The sequence below is a fragment of the Rhodococcus sp. (in: high G+C Gram-positive bacteria) genome (assembly GCF_049286785.1).
In the GTDB taxonomy this organism is placed as follows: domain Bacteria; phylum Actinomycetota; class Actinomycetes; order Mycobacteriales; family Mycobacteriaceae; genus Rhodococcus_F.
Window position 1 is genome coordinate 1 of record NZ_JBAQEO010000177.1, and the last position, 17,117, is coordinate 17,117.

The 17,117-nt window shown below is 61.8% G+C and carries 16 protein-coding genes; 14 read left to right on the forward strand and 2 right to left on the reverse strand.

Translation table 11 applies throughout. The annotated features are described in order from the left end of the window. Positions 1-1,142: hypothetical protein (locus tag WAW17_RS07120; RefSeq protein WP_422332293.1), on the forward strand; the 1,142-nt coding region annotated here is incomplete at its 5' end. Here the strand turns inward: WAW17_RS07120 and WAW17_RS07125 are convergent. After that, positions 1,121-1,858 (reverse strand): hypothetical protein, encoded by a 738-nt coding sequence (locus tag WAW17_RS07125; protein ID WP_422332294.1) that lies wholly within the window; start codon positions 1,856-1,858, stop codon positions 1,121-1,123. The two genes, WAW17_RS07120 and WAW17_RS07125, sit on opposite strands and share 22 nt — an antisense overlap. A gap of 746 nt (positions 1,859-2,604) precedes the next feature. On the opposite strand from WAW17_RS07125, the gene WAW17_RS07130 reads away from it, so the two are divergent. From WAW17_RS07130 to WAW17_RS07190, 13 genes are all read left to right on the forward strand, one after another. Further along, positions 2,605-2,928 (forward strand): hypothetical protein, encoded by a 324-nt coding sequence (locus WAW17_RS07130; protein ID WP_422332295.1) that lies wholly within the window; start codon positions 2,605-2,607, stop codon positions 2,926-2,928. A gap of 6 nt (positions 2,929-2,934) precedes the next feature. Beyond that, on the forward strand, positions 2,935-3,324 hold the full coding sequence (locus tag WAW17_RS07135) for a hypothetical protein (protein WP_422332296.1): 390 nt from the start codon (positions 2,935-2,937) through the stop codon (positions 3,322-3,324). Positions 3,325-3,348: 24 nt separating this feature from the next. Then, a complete protein-coding gene (locus WAW17_RS07140) occupies positions 3,349-5,952 on the forward strand; it encodes an ATP-binding protein (protein ID WP_422332297.1) in 2,604 nt (867 codons plus the stop codon). Continuing rightward, positions 5,945-8,122 carry a hypothetical protein gene (locus WAW17_RS07145; protein ID WP_422332298.1) on the forward strand — a complete coding sequence of 726 codons (2,178 nt, stop codon included), beginning with the start codon at positions 5,945-5,947 and terminating at the stop codon, positions 8,120-8,122. The genes WAW17_RS07140 and WAW17_RS07145 overlap by 8 nt, the downstream gene beginning before the upstream one ends. Positions 8,123-8,362: 240 nt before the next feature. Further along, positions 8,363-9,673 (forward strand): MinD/ParA family ATP-binding protein, encoded by a 1,311-nt coding sequence (locus WAW17_RS07150; protein WP_422332299.1) that lies wholly within the window; start codon positions 8,363-8,365, stop codon positions 9,671-9,673. Positions 9,674-9,723: 50 nt separating this feature from the next. After that, positions 9,724-10,014 (forward strand): hypothetical protein, encoded by a 291-nt coding sequence (locus WAW17_RS07155; protein WP_422332300.1) that lies wholly within the window; start codon positions 9,724-9,726, stop codon positions 10,012-10,014. Positions 10,015-10,029: 15 nt separating this feature from the next. Next, positions 10,030-11,508 carry a type VII secretion integral membrane protein EccD gene (gene eccD, locus WAW17_RS07160; RefSeq protein WP_422332301.1) on the forward strand — a complete coding sequence of 493 codons (1,479 nt, stop codon included), beginning with the start codon at positions 10,030-10,032 and terminating at the stop codon, positions 11,506-11,508. Next, positions 11,505-12,869: a type VII secretion-associated serine protease mycosin gene (gene mycP / locus WAW17_RS07165; RefSeq protein ID WP_422332302.1), complete on the forward strand. Its 1,365-nt coding sequence runs from the start codon at positions 11,505-11,507 to the stop codon at positions 12,867-12,869. Before eccD ends, mycP begins: the two co-directional genes overlap by 4 nt. Next, positions 12,866-14,401: a hypothetical protein gene (locus tag WAW17_RS07170; protein WP_422332303.1), complete on the forward strand. Its 1,536-nt coding sequence runs from the start codon at positions 12,866-12,868 to the stop codon at positions 14,399-14,401. The genes mycP and WAW17_RS07170 overlap by 4 nt, the downstream gene beginning before the upstream one ends. 215 nt (positions 14,402-14,616) lie before the next feature. Continuing rightward, positions 14,617-14,931 (forward strand): hypothetical protein, encoded by a 315-nt coding sequence (locus tag WAW17_RS07175; protein ID WP_422332304.1) that lies wholly within the window; start codon positions 14,617-14,619, stop codon positions 14,929-14,931. Positions 14,932-14,941: 10 nt separating this feature from the next. Continuing rightward, a complete protein-coding gene (locus WAW17_RS07180) occupies positions 14,942-16,027 on the forward strand; it encodes a PPE family protein (protein ID WP_422332305.1) in 1,086 nt (361 codons plus the stop codon). A gap of 69 nt (positions 16,028-16,096) precedes the next feature. After that, positions 16,097-16,396 carry a hypothetical protein gene (locus WAW17_RS07185; RefSeq protein ID WP_422332306.1) on the forward strand — a complete coding sequence of 100 codons (300 nt, stop codon included), beginning with the start codon at positions 16,097-16,099 and terminating at the stop codon, positions 16,394-16,396. Between the two features lie 42 nt (positions 16,397-16,438). Further along, on the forward strand, positions 16,439-16,726 hold the full coding sequence (locus tag WAW17_RS07190) for a hypothetical protein (RefSeq protein WP_422332307.1): 288 nt from the start codon (positions 16,439-16,441) through the stop codon (positions 16,724-16,726). Here the strand turns inward: WAW17_RS07190 and WAW17_RS07195 are convergent. After that, on the reverse strand, positions 16,723-17,117 hold a 395-nt coding region (locus WAW17_RS07195; protein ID WP_422332308.1), incomplete at its 5' end, for an integrase core domain-containing protein. The genes WAW17_RS07190 and WAW17_RS07195 overlap by 4 nt on opposite strands.

Consider the following 17,117-nt stretch of genomic DNA (forward strand, 5'->3'; position numbering starts at 1 on the left):
GGGCATCGGTCAGATCGGACGGATACGGCGTCGGCTTGCGACGTTTCCTGCGAGCAACCACGGCCCCAATCATGCCGCCACCGGCCGGTCCGCCGCGCCCGAATCGAACACTTTCAAAACACTCTCTCAATGGCCTGCTCATGGACTGTTCCTTCCCCACCGTGATCGCCGATAAAAAGTATCATTGCTTCATGTCGATTATCGAACGCATTAAGGTCGCCCTTCCGCTCGGTCTGATGCGGATCAAAAATGCACCTTCGGTAATGTTTACCGATGCCGCTTTGATGCGAACTATCAAGCGTACGACCTACCTCTCATACGTAACTGCTGCTGTGGTCGTTGGAATGGTTTTCGTTGTGTTTTTCAAGTCGACTCCGCAGATACCCGACGCGGCTCGTGAGTTCTCGACAATGCAGCGAGTGCAGTTTTTCTCGACGAATTTCCTGACTGTTTGGTTGACTGGCACTGAGCGTGATGCGCCCACGGTCAAACAAATGGTCAGTGACACTTCCGTCCTTCCGTCGAAGTGGTCGACGGAGCCGGTAGAGATCTCCGATGTCAGTGTGGCCGATCTGGACCGTTCGGATACTGGCGCTGAAACCGAGTGGTGGGTCAAGCTGGGCGTGACCGTCGTTCCGCCGAACAGTGGAATTTCACAGCGTCTCTACTACCTCGTGACTGTGATCGAACAGGACGAGGCGATGCGTGCACTGACGATGCCCCGTCTAGTCGAGCATTCGCGGCCGAGTGTCGACGTTGTCACGGACTTCGATTCGAGTGTGTCGATGACCTCGAACCTCGGGACCGCGGTGTCCGCGTTCGTGGCTGCGTACTTCACGGCTGGGGAAGGGGAGCTCAGACGATATGTGTCGTCGTCGTTCAGCGGAGGCCCCGTCCCTGGATCTCCGTACACGTCCGCTGATGTGCTCGCGATTCGAACGAAGGGTGCGGTGAATGCTGATCAGCATGAGGTCGGCGAGCCCGTGCGAATTCTTGCGACGGTGCGCGCAGGATTTTCCTTGACCACGTTCAACACGATGGATGTCCCGATGACCGTTCACAGGACCGACAACGGCACGTGGCAGATCGACTCCGTCGATACCGTCGTTTCTATTGCCGATCAGCTTGTGCCCGGCAACTGACCAGAACGCGACGTCATTTCTTCGACGAGAAGGCCGGCGGTCACATCGAACGTCGTGACCGCCTCGACCAGCTTTGCGAGCATTTCGGGCGCGAGGTCGATGCCGTGGCGTTCGATGTTTTCCTCGAAATCAGCGGCCTGGCTCCTACTCATCCCTTTGGTCAGCAGATTCATCCCGTGTACGAACGCCAGGGATGTCGCGTAGGTGGCTGATGCAGGAGTTGCGTTGCGAGTGCATGGCACAAAATTGTTCAAGTCGAGGACCGCGGCGTCCGCGCCTTGATGGAAGCCGTCAGTCACCTTCACCGAGTCCGTGCCGTCGATCACCTGAACCGGCTCCGTTGGATGTCCGTGATCGACGACGACCGTCACATGTTTCATTGAGTCGACGGGAATCGAATCGAGTTGCACGTCGACATCAGGCGATCTCGTAGTCGCGTTATACGTCGCAGCCCACCGGATCCGGTCCTTTGTCAACCGCACAGTGCCCGATGACGGAGCCGACACCCACAAGATGCACGTCGGGCGAGATGACAGCGTCCAGAAAACTGGCGCCCGCACATCCGAATTGATCCACACCGTCGATGCATCGTCGAGAACACCCCGATGATAGAGCCGCGCTACCCGTTCCAAATTTCGGGCGAGATTCATCGACGTGCCCTGTGGGGACGAGATGTAGAGGCGCATGGACCACATCATAGTCTGCACTTTTGCCATCACAGTGCTCTTCTGTGGCGAATATCCAATAGCTTTTGACCGACAGATGTGGGCCCCAGGGGTCTACTACTTCCGCGCACGTTGATGGCGGCTGTGCGAGCGAATCTGACGTGGATCTCGGATAGTTGGCATGGCGAGTGCGGACGGTGCATTTGGCTGGTTGTCTGGTGCAAATCATGGCTCAAGATTTGGGCTATAGGTAGCGATTGGCATGGCGAGGTGCATGGCGAGAGTCATGGCGATGTGCGTGGCGATGCTCTGGGCTGGGAGGTCTGGGCAGGAACCTGTACTTAGGGCGCGTCGCAAGCCAAAAGGTGCAGGTCAAGTGCATGCAAGTTGTTGGCTCTCTCGTGATCGTGGGGTCCGGTATGGCGGCGCTTATGGCGTACCTCTGGGTCATGTTGTGGCGCACCTGTGACTGCAAATTGTGGAGGCATGTAGGCCGCAGAAGGTTCCTCCGAAGCGCCTTTGTGAGCAGCAGTTTAGGCGTCCGTGCCCTAATGAGGTCCAAACAACCGCTGACCAGTTCTGGTCATTATCAGGGACGTGACCTCCCGAGAATCTGGCTGACATTCCCGTGATTAAAGGTGCGCACTACTGGCAGATCATCGACTCGGAACTGGCAGCGAAAAACGGCGACCGTCGGTGCTAGCCTTTCCGAGGAAATGGCCCGCCGGCGGTGATTTACATTTTGAGCGCCGAGTGCGCGCAGGCGTGGGCGGGGATCGAATCGAAAGGGGAATAATGTGAACATCCTTGGCGAGGGAAATGCGTTCGACATCGTGGCGCAAGGAATCCGCGATACCGGTAACGGATCAAGCTTCGACCCCTCGGCGATACTGCCGTGGCTCGCAGGCATCCTGGCGGGTGCCGTCCTCGTGGTAGCGGCATGGCGGGCGTTCAAGGCTTTTTTGAGCGACGGCAAGGACGGCGCGGATGTCAATCCAGAGGCGCACACCAAGAAGCAGAGCAACATTGCGATCAGCGCAGGCGTCGCGATCGCGTTCATCACCATCGGCGCACTCGTGATTGGATTCGTCGTCAATATCGTCACCGATTTGGTCGGGTGACCTGACGTGCGGAGTTTCCGCGTCTACAACCGCGTACGCAAGGTAGGCGTGACATGGCGTGTCGCGGGTGTCGAGTTCGGAATCCCGTCGATGACGGCCCTCTTTCTGATCCTCGCCTCCGTGGTGACGCTCTCGGCGCTCGCCGCATTCTTCGGTGGAGGCGCAGCAGCAGCACTGATCGGTGTGAGCGGCGTTGTCATTTTCCTCGGCGCATTCGTGATGATCTCGAGGCTCGTCGGTATGGGTCGACTCGCCGAAGGAACGCAATTTCGGCTGCTCGTCGACTCGATGCGGAGACGCCGCTACGAAAACTTCTCGACACCCGACGTCCCAGGCGACGTCAATGACGACCAGGAACTGTTCACGGAGTCAACGTCCGTGTACCGAAACTTCTGACCAGGGAAAATAGAAGGGGACGACATGGGGGACTATCTGATCCCGGTGCAAGAGGCGCAAGGCAACCTCATTTACACCGACTCCGGTCGAATCTGGGCGAACTATCAACTCGACGGGATCAACGTCAGCCCATACCTCGCCAGCTCCATCGCCAACGGGCAGGCACGAAACAAGGCCTTGTTCAAAAACCTGAGCATGGCCGCGAGCGGCGACATGCTGCTGCTGGGGATTAAAGCCAAGACCGCGCCGGAACAGATGATCGAAAGAGTCCTCAAGGGCATTCCGAATCTGGACGAGGGCCGTCATCCCGATCTGTTAGCGGAGATCGACACCTTCTACGAAAAGATGTGCCGGGGCGAGATCGAGGAGTTCCAGCGCCTGTACGTGCTGAGCGTGGAAATCCCGACGTCGGCCAGCGGAACCGCGAGCACTGTCGCGAAGATCAGCGGTTCGGACCCGTTCGCCACAGTCGACCGCAACTGGGTCGCGGAGCGAGAGAAGGAGATCTTCAACCTGCTACCGGAGTCGTTCGAACCGAAGCGGACGACACCCGACATGCTGCGTTGGGTCCACGAACGCATGCGCCTGCGGGGTATCGATGTCCCGTCGTCGCCGTCGAAGGATGATGGTCGCGCATTTTCATCCAAAGGATTTTCCAACGTCATCATCGATAAAGTCGCCGACACGAGGCCGGTCCTCGACGAATTCCTTGAGGGGGTGAAGTCCGGTGCGGTCAAGGGATCGAAGAAGCGTCGCCTACCGCGGTTCAGTGAGAATTTCTCATCGATTCGGTACGGGCAGCAGATCGCGGTCTACAGCCCGGAGGAACGAACGGAGAGCCTCCCGGACGGCCCTGCGAGTTTTCAAACGCTCATGGCAATCGGATCCTGGCCTACCACTCCCAAGAAGATGCTCAACACCTTCACATACCTGGTCGATCAAAACGTCGGGGTTGACGCGGATTTTGCGCTCCGTTTCTCGTTCAGTCAGGAGGCTATTTCTGTTGACGAGACTCGCCGATTCTTGAGAACTCTGGAATCGGAGCACCGTGCGAATTCTGTCGACGAATTCGATGCCCGCGCGTACGGTGACCGTGGCCGTGAACGCAGGCTCCTGCAACAGCAGGTTTCGCAAGAAACCGGGGCGCGAGGCATGGAGGTTGCAGCCATTTTCGCGTTTGCGCACCCACACCGGACCACCTTGGTCAAGCAGGTCCGTTCCCTCCGCCAACTCTTCGAAGACAACGGCTTCGAGCCGACAATTCCCGTCGGCGGCCAATTCGAGCTACTCAAGATGATGATGCCCGGGTCGTCGTGCACAACGATGGGCCAGGAACTGAAGGGCACCACCACAGTGCACGCCTTCTCCGCGTGCCTTCCAGTCCGCAAGACTCACGCCGGGGATGAGTACGGAATGCCGATCGCGGTGAATATGGAGAACGCGCTCGGTCAGTTGATCCTGCACGACTACTTCGGCGCCACCGAAGGTGGTAGCGGTTCGATCGCGATGACAGGTGACCAAGGCTCGGGCAAGAGTTATCTCCAGAAGAAGTTGGTCGGGCAGATGTCCGATCTACATCTCCCGGCTTGGATCATCGACCAGAGCGAGCACGCCGAATGGGTTGTCTACGCGCAGCAGCTCGGCGAGTTCGGCGTCATCGACGTCATGAACCCTGAACATTCGCTCGACCCACTCAAGGTGCTTCCCCCGGAGAAGGCCGGGAAATTGTTCGTCGACCTCATGTTGCCGCTGCTGGAATTGAAGCCGAAGAGTGCGGAAGCTGAACTGCTGGTGACCTTACTCAAACCGCACCAACGTGAGGCATACCGGATCCTGTCGAGCCGCGCCCTGATTGAGCACCTACGAAATAGCGGAACCGAAGCAGCTGCGAATTTGCGCCGCGGCCTCGAGTTCTGGGCAGACCAGGAATACACCCACACCATTTTCGATCCGGTCGGGGACGACGGTCGGGTCTGGGGCCTGCCCGCGTTCGAGCCGAGCAAACGGACCGTTGTGTTCAAGACACACGGAATGACGGTGCACAAAGGTGAACTCAGAGACGACACCGAGCCGTCGAAGCAATTCGGGCGGGTGCTGTTCACCGCGATCGCCGCATACACCGCACACGTGTTCTCCCTCACGCGCGACCCCAGCGGGTTCATTGCAGACGAGGTGTCGTTCCTGTCGGGCACGAACGTGCTCGAGGATCTGGTGAAAACCCCGGACCGTGTCGGCCGTAAAGCCCGGAACTTCGTTGTCGCGGGTACGCAGCTTGCGAAGGATCTCCAGGACGGCAACTACGATCTGATCAAGACGAAGATCGTTTTCCGGCAGACCAATCGAGAGAATGCGATCTCCGCTCTCGGCTGGATAGGAATCCCTCCCACCGAGGTCATGATCGAGAAGCTGACCTCGGATACCTCGCCGCCTGACAAGAAGAACCAGAACCGGGCGCTGCGTGGCCGTGAAGGTGAGGGCTGGCTCAGTGACGGAGCGGGGTCGATCGTGCGAGTGAAGGTTCTGCCGCAGATGAGCGAGCGCCGGCACAGGTATGCGGACACGACGGCGAGCACGATGATCCGGTTCGAAGATCTGTCGAGCTACGCCGGGAACAACGGCCATGTCTAATCCGCTGGTCGATTTCGTCGACTTGGTGGACCAGTACGGCACCCAGGTCAATTCCTTCACGGTCCAATTTGCCGGTGGTATGTCGTCGGCGATCTGGCGGTGGGGAACCGAGCTGATCGTGTTGTTTGTCCAGATGGCGTTGACCTACGCGATCTGGATGCTGGACCTGGTCATCAACCAAGGCCTGTTCCTCGACATCGCCCGCTCGGTGTATCAAGTACTGCTTGACACCGTCTACCAGTACGTCAATCCACTGATAGTCGGCACAGTCGCGTTCATGATCCTGATGGCGCGGATCTTCGTCGGCGACAAAGTCTTGAGCGACGAAAAGACCGGTCGCATCACCGGGTACGAGCTGAACTACGCAACGTTCGCCGACGAATCGTTCGCCAAAAAGGTCGGTAACCAGCTGGCGAACACTGGCATTTTGATGTTCATCATCATCGTGGCGATGGCGAACCCATTCGCGCTGCTGACGAAGATTTTCAGCTTCATCAACTGGTTAGTCGCATCGCTGGCTCCGAACTCGGTAGGCGCAAGCCCGCAGGTCGACGGTGTACTCGTCCCGATGCTGCAGCTGATCAACTACCAGAACGTTCTGGCGCCCGCCTGCAACGAGTCCTGGTCGAGAACGACCGCGGCCGGAGGGAACCTCGCGAAGCTGGCGTGCTTGACCAGCGACGAGGAAGCGGCGACCACAGCAAGTCCGGTGACACTCGTCCTGGCGATTATGTCGGTCGTCATGATCGCGGGATTCGTGTGCTTCTCGTGGGTCATCCTCATGCGGTTTACCTGGATGCTCTACCGCATGATCGTCAATATCGCGATCGTCCCGTGGCAAGCGGCACTGCTGATCGCCAACCCCGGCAGTGAACGGAAAAAACTCGACTCGATCAAGGACCGGTTCCTCGACGCAGGCAAAAGCCTGTTCTGGCTCCTGGTCACCGTTACTGTCGCGGCAGCTGTACCCGCTGCCCTCCTGAACGGGCTGGCCCTGGCGAAACTCCCGGCATTCGTGACGATGCTGATGTCGTCGGTGCTGTTCTTCATCGCTGGCCGGGTGGCGAACAGCCACATTGGCCGGAAGTGGAAGCGTGAGAAGGACGGAACGCGCGTCGAGATACTTGACGGAACCACCGGGTGGAACGATTTCCGTGTCAACGGCGGCATGGGCAAGTGGCTGGCGCAGCCGTTCAACGACGCGCAGAAGGCATCCGCGGCAGAGCTGGCGATGTCGGCCGAGATCATCGACGGCACTCGCGAGACGATGGGCTCCCAGGGCAGTGCACAGAAAGGCGTGAAGGTGGACAACTCTGCCGTGGAGGATCCGGGGATGGACGAGGCCGTCCGGACCGTTGAACTGGTTTCGACCCAGCCCACCGTCACCGTCGCTCTGGCAGCAGACAAGGATCGCAGTTCAGCTGACGCCGAGACAACGGGTTACCCAGTGACTGCTGACGAATCTGGTTCCTCGGCAAGAGAGTTTGCCGCAGCTGCTGCTGCCGCCCTCGTCGCAGAGGCGGATGCCGGCAACGCGATGAGCGCGGGAAGTGGTGTCGCAGGTGGGCTCGTGGACCCAGCTACCTCGCCCGGCAAGGCAGAAAGTGCGGCGACCGCCGCCACGGTAGGTGCCGGTGTAATGACCGCACTCACCGCTGACGGCGGGAGCCGGCATCACCGTGACGACGAGGAGACCTCGCCCGGCCAGGCCGATGCCGTCACCACAGCTGACGAAAAAGTCGACGCTGCGGAGAATCCGGTCGCCGCCCGTCGACAGATGATCGAGAGTTACATCGGCGCTGTCGAGCAGATCACTGTCGATCCTGACGTGATCGACGAGGAGCCGGTGGCGGCATCGACCGCACAAGCGGCCGAGTCCACGGCGTTCCGCCGGATAGCGAAGGTCTACGACGAGTCGGTAGCGGATGGGGATGTGAGCCCGACGACGAGCGGCGTGACCGGTGGGTTCGGAGAGTTCCTGTCAGTGACTCGGAGACTCGTCGAGTGGAACGAATACAAGACGCTCGCGAAAAGTCTCGGAATGAACATCGGACCCGTACCTGATGAATTATCAGAAAAGAAGCCGAATATCACCTTCTATTCGTCTTCCGAAGACGGAAAAAATGACGTCAGATATCGTGGTCGCGACGGATTCGGTGACGCGATCTAAGATCACTCGTGCGTGTTATTCTTCGACACGAATGGGGAAAGCTGCACCGGAGGAATAATGGCTATTTTTGACACGTCTGATGACGAGCAGGAACTGGAGAGGATTCGGGCTTCTCTACTTGGTGGAAATCGGAGTGAGGACACGCCCGCGGCCGCGCCTGTCGCGCCACCTCAGGCACCTCCTGTCGCGCCACCTCCGGCAGCGCAGACATCGACGGCCCAGGAGGCGCCGACATCCGCGGTGACGAACCTGCTGGACGTCGCCGTCGATTCGGCGACCACAGCACCGGCTCCCACTCCCGCGACTCCTGCTGCCGCCACTACACCACGGCCGTCGTTCACGGCGGTGCGTCCCCGCAACATCTCGCCGGTGGCCTCCGCGGCACCTGCCGACGCCACCCCCGCCGACATCGATATCGACGATGTCGCGGAGATCTCGACACCTCAGATCAGCAACCCCACCCCCAAGACGGACGACCAGCTGAGCCAGATCCTCGACGGGGTGTCGGTCGAGCAACTCCGAGAGCTGCTCGCCAAGAACCCGCAGTTACTCGACCAGGCTGTGAGCGCTGCATCGACCGCGACCGACACCACGGTGGTCGCTGACGCCGAGGCGTCAATTCAGGACGCGCCCCATACCGACACCACGCTTGCCCGCTCGGACCTGGCGACGCAGGGGTGGCGAGCCTGGTTGGTCAAGCTGGGCATTCCCCTGCGTAAGGGTGGGGGCGAGCGATTCTGTGACCTCATGGATTTCGCCCACGCCGTGATCCGCCGTGACCTGGGCGGTCCCATCGTCATCGGAGTGACCTCCTACCGCGGGAGCTGCGGCAAGACATCGGCCACGGTGCTGTTCGCCCGACTGCTGGCGGAGATCCGCGGCGACAATGTCATTGCGCTCGATACCGACCTGCACGGAACATTGCTGTCGCGAGCGTCCAGTGTGGTCCACGAATCGACTAGCAATAAGTCGACGATGTCAACGCTGGCGGAGGCCCTGAGGAGCGGAGGCGTCGACGTCACCCGCCGGGTGTGGGACGGCGGCGGCGGATTCGCCTTCGTCCCGGGAAGCCGGACGCACAAGGCGAATACCGTCACCGGGGACGAGTACCACATGGTTGTCGAGGCCGTGCGTCAAGTGAGCTCGATCGTGCTGGTCGACATGTCCGCGCTTAGTGACACGGCGCTGTGCCAGGCTGCGCTCGACAGTCTGGACGGGCTGGTCATGGTGTCACCCACCGCCCAGGACAGCGTCCAGGCCCTGTACGAGACACAGTCAGATCTGCAGCAACGAGGTGTCGGCCACCTCAACCGTCATCGCATCACCATGCTGAACAACACGAGTCCGGTCAGGACGCTTGTAGACACAGAAGAGTTCGCGCGTGGCCTGAAACACCGTGACAAGCGGGACGTCGTGGAGATCCCGTACGACCGGCACTTGGCTATGTCGAAAGAGATCGACATTTCTCAGTTATCGACGTCTGCGAAGACGGTCTTCGTGCTCACTTTGGCGGCTCTGATCGACACATTCGATGCGAGAAAAGTGGATTAAGAAGACTCGGCAGAAATTGGTAGTGTTTCGATGAGAGAAAGGGCAAATCAATGAGCGACAGTCTCAAGTTCGACGAAATCGGCCGAATTATGGCGGAGCACCTGAAAATGCTCGACGAGGAGCGCGGTGCCGTCAATGAAACTAAATCTCAACGCGAGCAGGCCGCCAAAGCAGAAATGGAAGCCGAGCAGCGTTACGCCGAAAAGATCCAGCAGGTTCGTGACGAGGGGTACGTGACCGACGCGTTGCTCGAGAAGTGCGGCCACAAGGTCGGCAAACGGCGGGGACGCCCGACGAAAGTGGCCGCGAACTCCGTGGCAGCACCCGCGGCGACCACGTAACCGAAGGGCCGCAACATGTTCACCAACACCATCAGGGACACCCACACGCGCATCACAGTGCAGGTGCCCGGCCACACCGTTGACATCAACCTGTCCAGGGATCAATCGGTGGCCTCGGTACTCACTCAGGTCGTGCCGTACATGAAGGGGGCATTGACCGACGAGGACGAAGATGTCGTGCAGTGGATCGGTGACCGGGACGCTATCTGGCAGATGACGACCACGCTGGGAGCGCATCTGCCCGCAGGGAAGTCCCTCAAGGACCTCGGCATCGTCGACGGCCAAGTCCTGGTGTTGACCAAGAGCGACCAGCGGGAGTCCTACCCGCCTCTGATCGACGACGTCGCCGAGTCGATCGCGTTCGCGCAGCGGGACATGGCCTCGTGGACCAGCGCGTCCGCGCGGGCACTGGCGTCGTTCGTCGCTCCGTTGGTGGCGTTGGTGTCGGTGGCCGCATTCGCGTACGGCGCCTGGACCGACATTCTCGATCCGGTTGGTCAGGCCTCGGCCTGTGGTGCGCTCGCCATAGCGGCGGCAGGTCTGATCGTCGGGGCGGGGCTCGGGATCCGCAAGGTCAACGATCCGTCGACACGGACCCTGGCCGGGGCGGTGATCCTGGTCGGGTACGTGTGCGCAGCCGGCGCCGGTTTGCTTGTCATTCCCGGCACGGTCGACTTGTTCAGCGTGGTGGTCGCCGCGCTGGTGACGATGACGGTCGGGGTGATCGGTCTGACGTCGATCGGCATCCCGGCTCGGCTGCATTACGCCGCAGCCGCTTTCGGCGCGTTGGTGTTGGTAACTTGCCTGCTGACGCTGGTGACCGAACGTGATCCGCTGGTGTTCGCGGTGATCCTGGGTGCGGCAGCATTGCTGTTCCTACTGTTCGCGTCGCGTCTGTCGCTTGTACTGGCCGGTATCCCGATGCCGTTCGTGCCGACGATGGGTGAGACTTTCATTCACGAGAACGTCGACGACATCACCACGGTCGAGTCCGGTTCGAGCAGCGCCGCAATCACCGCGATCATCAACCAGGAACAGCAAGTCCGGAACGCTTACCAGTGCATCGTCGGACTGACGTGGGGCGCGCTCGCGACGATCGTGATGTCCGCTGTGATCGCTGGGGCGAACATGGATCACCACCAGTCGGCAGTAATGGTGTTCTACGTCGTCATCACCATCGCGGCACTGTTTCGCGGCAAATCATTCGAGGATGCGGTGATCTCACGGTCCTGGATCGTCGCTGCCGCTGCCACATACACGCTGTTCGTGCTGACACTAGCCCTGACAGGAACGGAATACTCCCACGCGATGGTCGGTCTCGGCGTCCTCGCGTTCGGTACCGTCGCGGCCTGCTACGTCTCCATTCGTGAGAAGGTCGTCAACTCACCGATCATGCTCAAGCTCCTCGAAATCATCGAATCGATGTCGTTCGCGGCACCGATCGTGCTGATCGTGGTGATCCTCGACGGCTACAACAAGGTTCGCGGGCGATGATCCGTCGGACCGCGGCCGTGGCGGGCGTCGTCGGGGTGCTATTGGCATCGGCAGCACCCGCTGCGGCAGTCGAACCTCCAGACATTCAGGGGATCCCTCTCACCACCCCCGACGATCCGAGCCCGGCGCCGCCGGTGCCAATGGTGCAGCGCACAACCTGTCAGACGTCGGCGACACTGGACGGGTCGGACTTCATGCGCTCGGCCCCAGCGAACGTAGCCTTCGATGTCGACGAGTTGCACCGGTATGCCACCGGGAAAGGGATCACCGTCGCAGTCATCGATTCCGGTGTCTCACCGAATATTCGGCTTCCCCGACTGAGCGGTGGAGGGGATTACATCGCCACCACCACCGGCCTCGAGGACTGCGACCACCACGGCACACTCGTCGCGGGCATCATCGCGGCCACCCCGGCTGCCACCGACGGCTTCGTCGGTGTCGCCCCGGACGCATCGGTGCTGTCGATCCGGCAGACGTCCTCGGCGTATGAGCCTGCCGACAAGGGGCCCGACGCGCCACCGGGTGGATCGTCGACACTGGCGACGCTGGCACAAAGCATCGTGCGTGCCGCGAACTCCAACGTCGACGTCATCAACCTGTCGATCACCGCCTGCTACCCGACGGACCAGTTCGTCGACACTTCCGACGTCGCGGCAGCGCTGCGGTACGCCGTCGACGTCCAGAACGTCGTGGTCGTCACCGCGGCAGGCAACGCCGGAACCGAGTCGTGCACGTCGAACCCCGGATACGACCCCGCCAACGGTAGCGACCCCCGCAACTGGGACGGTGTCACCCACGTGTCGATGCCCTCGTTCTACGCGCCGCTGGCCCTGAGCGTCGGGGGAACCACCCTGACCGGCGAGGCCTACACCGGCACCATGTCCGGACCGTGGGTGTCGGTCGCCGCCCCGGCCGTCGACGTCGTCTCCCTCGACCCCACCAAGGGCGACACGGGAGGCCTGACCAACGCGACCGTCGGCAAGGACGGCCCCCGTGCCGTCACCGGAACCAGCTTCGCCTCCGCCTATGTCGCGGGTCTGGCCGCGCTGATCCGTGAGAAGCACCCCGACCTGCCCGCCCGTCAGGTGATGGACCGGATTCGCAACACCGCCCACACCCCGGGCGCCGGCGACCGTAACCTGATCGGCGCCGGAGTCGTCGACCCTGTCGCCGCACTGACCTCGACCACCGCCGACATCCCAACTGCCATCGCCCCACCGTCACGCGCGGATGTGAGCGCTGCACTATCCGACCCGGAGACACTGACCCGCAACATCGTGATCATCACGATCGCCGGAATGTGCGTGCTCGGCCTCGTCGTCGCCGTCGCACAACGAATGCTCCGAGAGGACCGGACATGATCAAACTGACCGAGTGGACCGCCACGGGTGCGGTCGTGACAGTGACCGGCGCCGTGTTGGTGATCGGGGCACTGCCTGGAGACAACCTCGCCCGCCCGATTATCGCGGCGGTGGCTGCGCTCGTGGTGGTCGCGATACTCTTCGCTCCCGGTGGATGGACTGCCGTGGACAGGTTCCGCCGTCGACGCCGGTTCGCCCGCCCGTCCCGGTTGATGTCGGTGTTGTACTCGACGATGCGGTGCGGGACGGTGTGGGACGGGCAGAGCGTGTCGATGTTTGTGGCGGTGCGGCCGTTGCCGTTTCAGGTGTCCGTGGTCGGTGTGAACGAGACCGGCGTCGAGTCGCGTGCGCTGCCGATGAACCTGGTCCGTGACCACCTTGTCCAAGGCGATGTGAACCTCGAAGCGATCCGCGTGATATCCAGTGGCTATCGCGCCTACGGCGACAGCGCCTATGGGCAGGCTTATGCGTCGGTAGTCGGTGAGACCGCGATCCCGGATACCTTGCGCACGGTGATCGAGGTTCGGGTCAATCTCGCGAAGTCGTATCAGAGCGTGCTCGCCAGAGCTACGAACGGCAGCGTACCTACCGGTGTCGGCAGTGCCGCTCGCATTGTTTCTGCGCGCCTCGAGCGGCAGTTGAATATCGATGGGTTCGCGGCGAAACTTATGAAGCCTAGCGAGATTCGCTCTTTTCACGACATGTTGCTCGCGCCGATGAATGACGGTTTCAAGGATGAGCGGTGGACCCACCTCGGTGGGCAGGTGCCAACGGTGACCGCGGAACCGACCGAGTGGAGTGAACTGGCGGTCGAACGGTGGCTCGGTGTCCCGGCCGATCGCATCGCGTATGTCGTCGAGATAGGTGCCGACCGGCACCAGCAGACCGCGGTGGGTATGACCGTTGCCTACTCCTACGATCAGGCGGCGAAGATTCCCGCGCGGTCGCTACGGCTGCGCTCGAACGACGGTGCTCACGGTGACCATGCGACAGCGCTGCTGCCGCTCGCGCAGACTGTGGCATCTCCGTCCCCGTCGTTGACGGTGAGGGAAGGAGCGGACTTCCCTGTCGCGCTCCCGGCATTCGGTCTCGGGGTGTATCTCGGCCCGGCGAGTGACGAGTCGGGCCGCGTGTTCCTCAACGTGGAGACCGGCGGCGACGTGCTCTGGCTCGAGACTCCTGAGTCGTTCGTCCATCAATTGGCGGCGCGGATCACCACCACCGGTGCGAGGGTGGGTGTCTACACCGACACGCCGCAGTGGTCGGACCTGGCTGGGAGCGTGCTGGGGTTGCGGCTCTCTCCGACGGGGCCGGTCGATGTCGCCATCTACGAGGGGCAGCCGCCGTCACAGATTCCTGCCTCGACAGCGGTTCTGGTATGGGCGCCGCAAGGCGCTCCTAAGGCGGTGACCCACCGGATCACTGCCGACGATTCCGGCGTGATGACGGTTATCTCGCGGACCTCGCGTGCAAGGTTCGACTGGGAAGCCCCCCGCGCAGAGTTGCCGTTCGTGGCGTCGCTGGCCGGGTGAAGAGCGAAACGACACCCAGGACGGGGCAGAACCCATCGGGCAGTGACGAGGCAGGGACTCCGCAACAGAAGAGTGGCCATCTGATCTCGGCGGTCGCGAATATGCAGCGCAAGGGCACATCCAAGTGGAGGTGATCTGGTCGGCCACTAATCGGTAGCATCCAGGCGGATTGATATATCTGACTTACGGGCACAAATATCAGGAGGGGAGCAAACATGACAGCTGTAGGTATGACATCGGTCGCCGGTGTCGAAGCTGGTGCGGCGGCGGTAAGCGCAATTCAGGGGCAGATCAACGGAACACACGAAGCGGTCAACATGGTGGCATCGGCGATCTTGCCGCCCACGCACGACTCTGCGTCGGCGACAGCTACCGTGCGGCAACTGACCAATGTCCAGCAGTTCTCCACTATGCTGCGACTCGGCCTCGCGCAGCAGCAGGCGTTGTCCGAAGTCGTGCGTGCTGCTGCGGTGACCACCGCAGCCACTGATGAGCTGAACGCATCGGCTCTGGCAGCGATCCCGTCGTAGGAGCCATGTAGTGGGTGTCGAGCCGTGGGGTCTGTATCCACCGGAGATCAACGCCGGACGGTATGACGCCGGAGTGGGCCCGGGCCCGTGGATCGCAGCGACCCTCGAATGGGGTGCGATGGCCGCGATGGCGAACGAAGCTATCGCGGCCTTGGGTGTGCAGGTCGGATCGATCACCGGACAGTGGGAAGGCATGGCGTCGGCACGGATGGGTGCGGCGTCGGCGCCATACGTCGCGTGGCTGAGCGAGATGAGCGCCAATGCCATGCTCAACGTTCAGCGCAGTGCCGCGGTCGTGCAGGCCTATGCCGCCGGCCGGACGGCGATGGTGCCGTTGCCGATCATCATCGCCAACCGAGTGGCGGCGCGGACCGCCCAGCTGATCGGGGCGCTCGGTGCGCCAAACACGGAAATGGTGCGCCTCGAAATCGAGTACGCCGCTTTCTGGACGCACAACTCGTCGGTGATGACGATCTACGATGCAGCGGTCAATGCCGCCACGACGCCGACGCCGGTGTCACCGCCACCACTGCTTGTGGTCGACGCGGCACCGGGCGTGTCAATGCAGACGCAACTGCAGCAGTTCGGTCAGCGAGCGGGCAACCCGATAGGGTCAGGCCGTTCGGTTCCGACAGGAATGCTAAATCAGTACGCGGGGCCGTCTTTGAGTAATTCGTCCTCGCTGGCGCGGATGCTCGGGTCCGGTGCCGGCTCCGGCGCGGCATTCGGAGGTCGAGGTGCGTCGTCGGGTGCCCGCACTGGCGGCGCCGGTGGCGCGAGTGATGGTCTTTCTGGTGGCCTCAGTGGTCTGTTGACTCCGCCACTGACTTCATTCAGCGCGCCGAGTTCTGTTGCAGGAGGCGCGCAATCGGGGCTAGCCTTCGGCGGCGTTCAAAACACGCCATCTACCGCACGGCCCGCTGCACCGATGGCGCCGCCGATGGGTCGTGGCTCGCGGCTGCAGAAGTCGCTCGAACAACATGACCGCGAAACGATTACCGCGGCGCATCAGGAATTCGTTGCGGCACCGGAGATGTCGAACAACGACGGTGAGCGAAGTGGGGAAGCGATCTCTGTACCGGCTCAACTACGATGACCAATCAGGGGTGGAAATCGGCTCGACGCACGCCACCCACACCATCGATCGAACAAGGGGCAAAGAACCATGACTGATGTGAAGCTCACTGCGCCTGAAGCTCGGCGCATCTCTGCGGGGCTGGGGGCGGCGATCGACGATATGACCGAGGCGTCGAAGGCGCTCGTGAATATCACCGCAGATCTGTCAACCTCTGGTATGCAGGGCACGGCTGGAACGGCACTTGCTGCGAAGCAGGCGGAGCTGCACCAGCAGGCGGAGAAGCTGGCGAACGTCGCGCGTGAGCGTGCTGCCGGCCTGAGTGACTACGCAAACGTAGTCGAGGCCGGGCAGGCCGAGGACGCTGCCCGTATCAACGGCGTCGGCTGACCAGCCCAAGTCCTCTGACCAGCACACCAGAAAGGGATTTCCATGAGCATTCATTACAGCCCCGCTCAGATCGCCGACGCTCTCGCTCAGATTGAGGGCCGCCGCCAGCAGTTCATGGGCGGCGCCGAGCAGATCCAGAACCTCTACCAGGAGCTGCAGGCCGTTTCGTCCGGCAGTTCCATCAATGCGGCAATCGACGCGCAGAGCCAGGCCGCGGCCCTGCGTCAGGGCACCGACGAGAACATCCAGGCAGTCAAGGCCGAGGGGCAGCGCTCCCTCGAACGTGTCCAGGGTGACGACCAGCGTTTCACGAGCATCCTCGGCGGCTAGTTGTATGAGCTCATGACGTTGGTGACGCCGGCGTGGAGGCGGGTCGCTGGTGGCCGGTTCCCGGCGGCAGTGTGAGGTCGATGGTAGTTGTAGTGGATGTTCCAGACCGCGAGGGCCTCGGATCGGTGTTGCTCGGAGGTCCATTCGCGGGCGTAGAGGAACTCCTCGGCCAAGATGCGGTTGTAGCGCTCGACCTTGCCGTTGTGACGAGGGGTGTAGGGGCGGATGAACTGGTGCCGCATGCCGGCGAGGGTGCGGGCGAACACCGCCGAGCGGTAGCAGGCCCCGTTGTCGGTGACCACACGGGTGAACCGGGCGATGCCGTGGGCGGCGAAGAACGCCTTCGCGCGGTTGATGAAACCGACTGCCGTAACACCCTTCTCGTCCGGTA

Excerpts from the sequence above, each read along its gene's own strand:
- WAW17_RS07125 (WP_422332294.1), bottom strand. The coding sequence starts at position 1,858 with ATGGCAAAAGTGCAGACTATGATGTGGTCCATGCGCCTCTACATCTCG.
- WAW17_RS07140 (WP_422332297.1), top strand. The coding sequence starts at position 3,349 with ATGGGGGACTATCTGATCCCGGTGCAAGAGGCGCAAGGCAACCTCATT.
- WAW17_RS07145 (WP_422332298.1), top strand. The coding sequence starts at position 5,945 with ATGTCTAATCCGCTGGTCGATTTCGTCGACTTGGTGGACCAGTACGGC.
- WAW17_RS07155 (WP_422332300.1), top strand. The coding sequence starts at position 9,724 with ATGAGCGACAGTCTCAAGTTCGACGAAATCGGCCGAATTATGGCGGAG.
- eccD (WP_422332301.1), top strand. The coding sequence starts at position 10,030 with ATGTTCACCAACACCATCAGGGACACCCACACGCGCATCACAGTGCAG.
- mycP (WP_422332302.1), top strand. The coding sequence starts at position 11,505 with ATGATCCGTCGGACCGCGGCCGTGGCGGGCGTCGTCGGGGTGCTATTG.
- WAW17_RS07170 (WP_422332303.1), top strand. The coding sequence starts at position 12,866 with ATGATCAAACTGACCGAGTGGACCGCCACGGGTGCGGTCGTGACAGTG.
- WAW17_RS07175 (WP_422332304.1), top strand. The coding sequence starts at position 14,617 with ATGACAGCTGTAGGTATGACATCGGTCGCCGGTGTCGAAGCTGGTGCG.
- WAW17_RS07185 (WP_422332306.1), top strand. The coding sequence starts at position 16,097 with ATGACTGATGTGAAGCTCACTGCGCCTGAAGCTCGGCGCATCTCTGCG.
- WAW17_RS07190 (WP_422332307.1), top strand. The coding sequence starts at position 16,439 with ATGAGCATTCATTACAGCCCCGCTCAGATCGCCGACGCTCTCGCTCAG.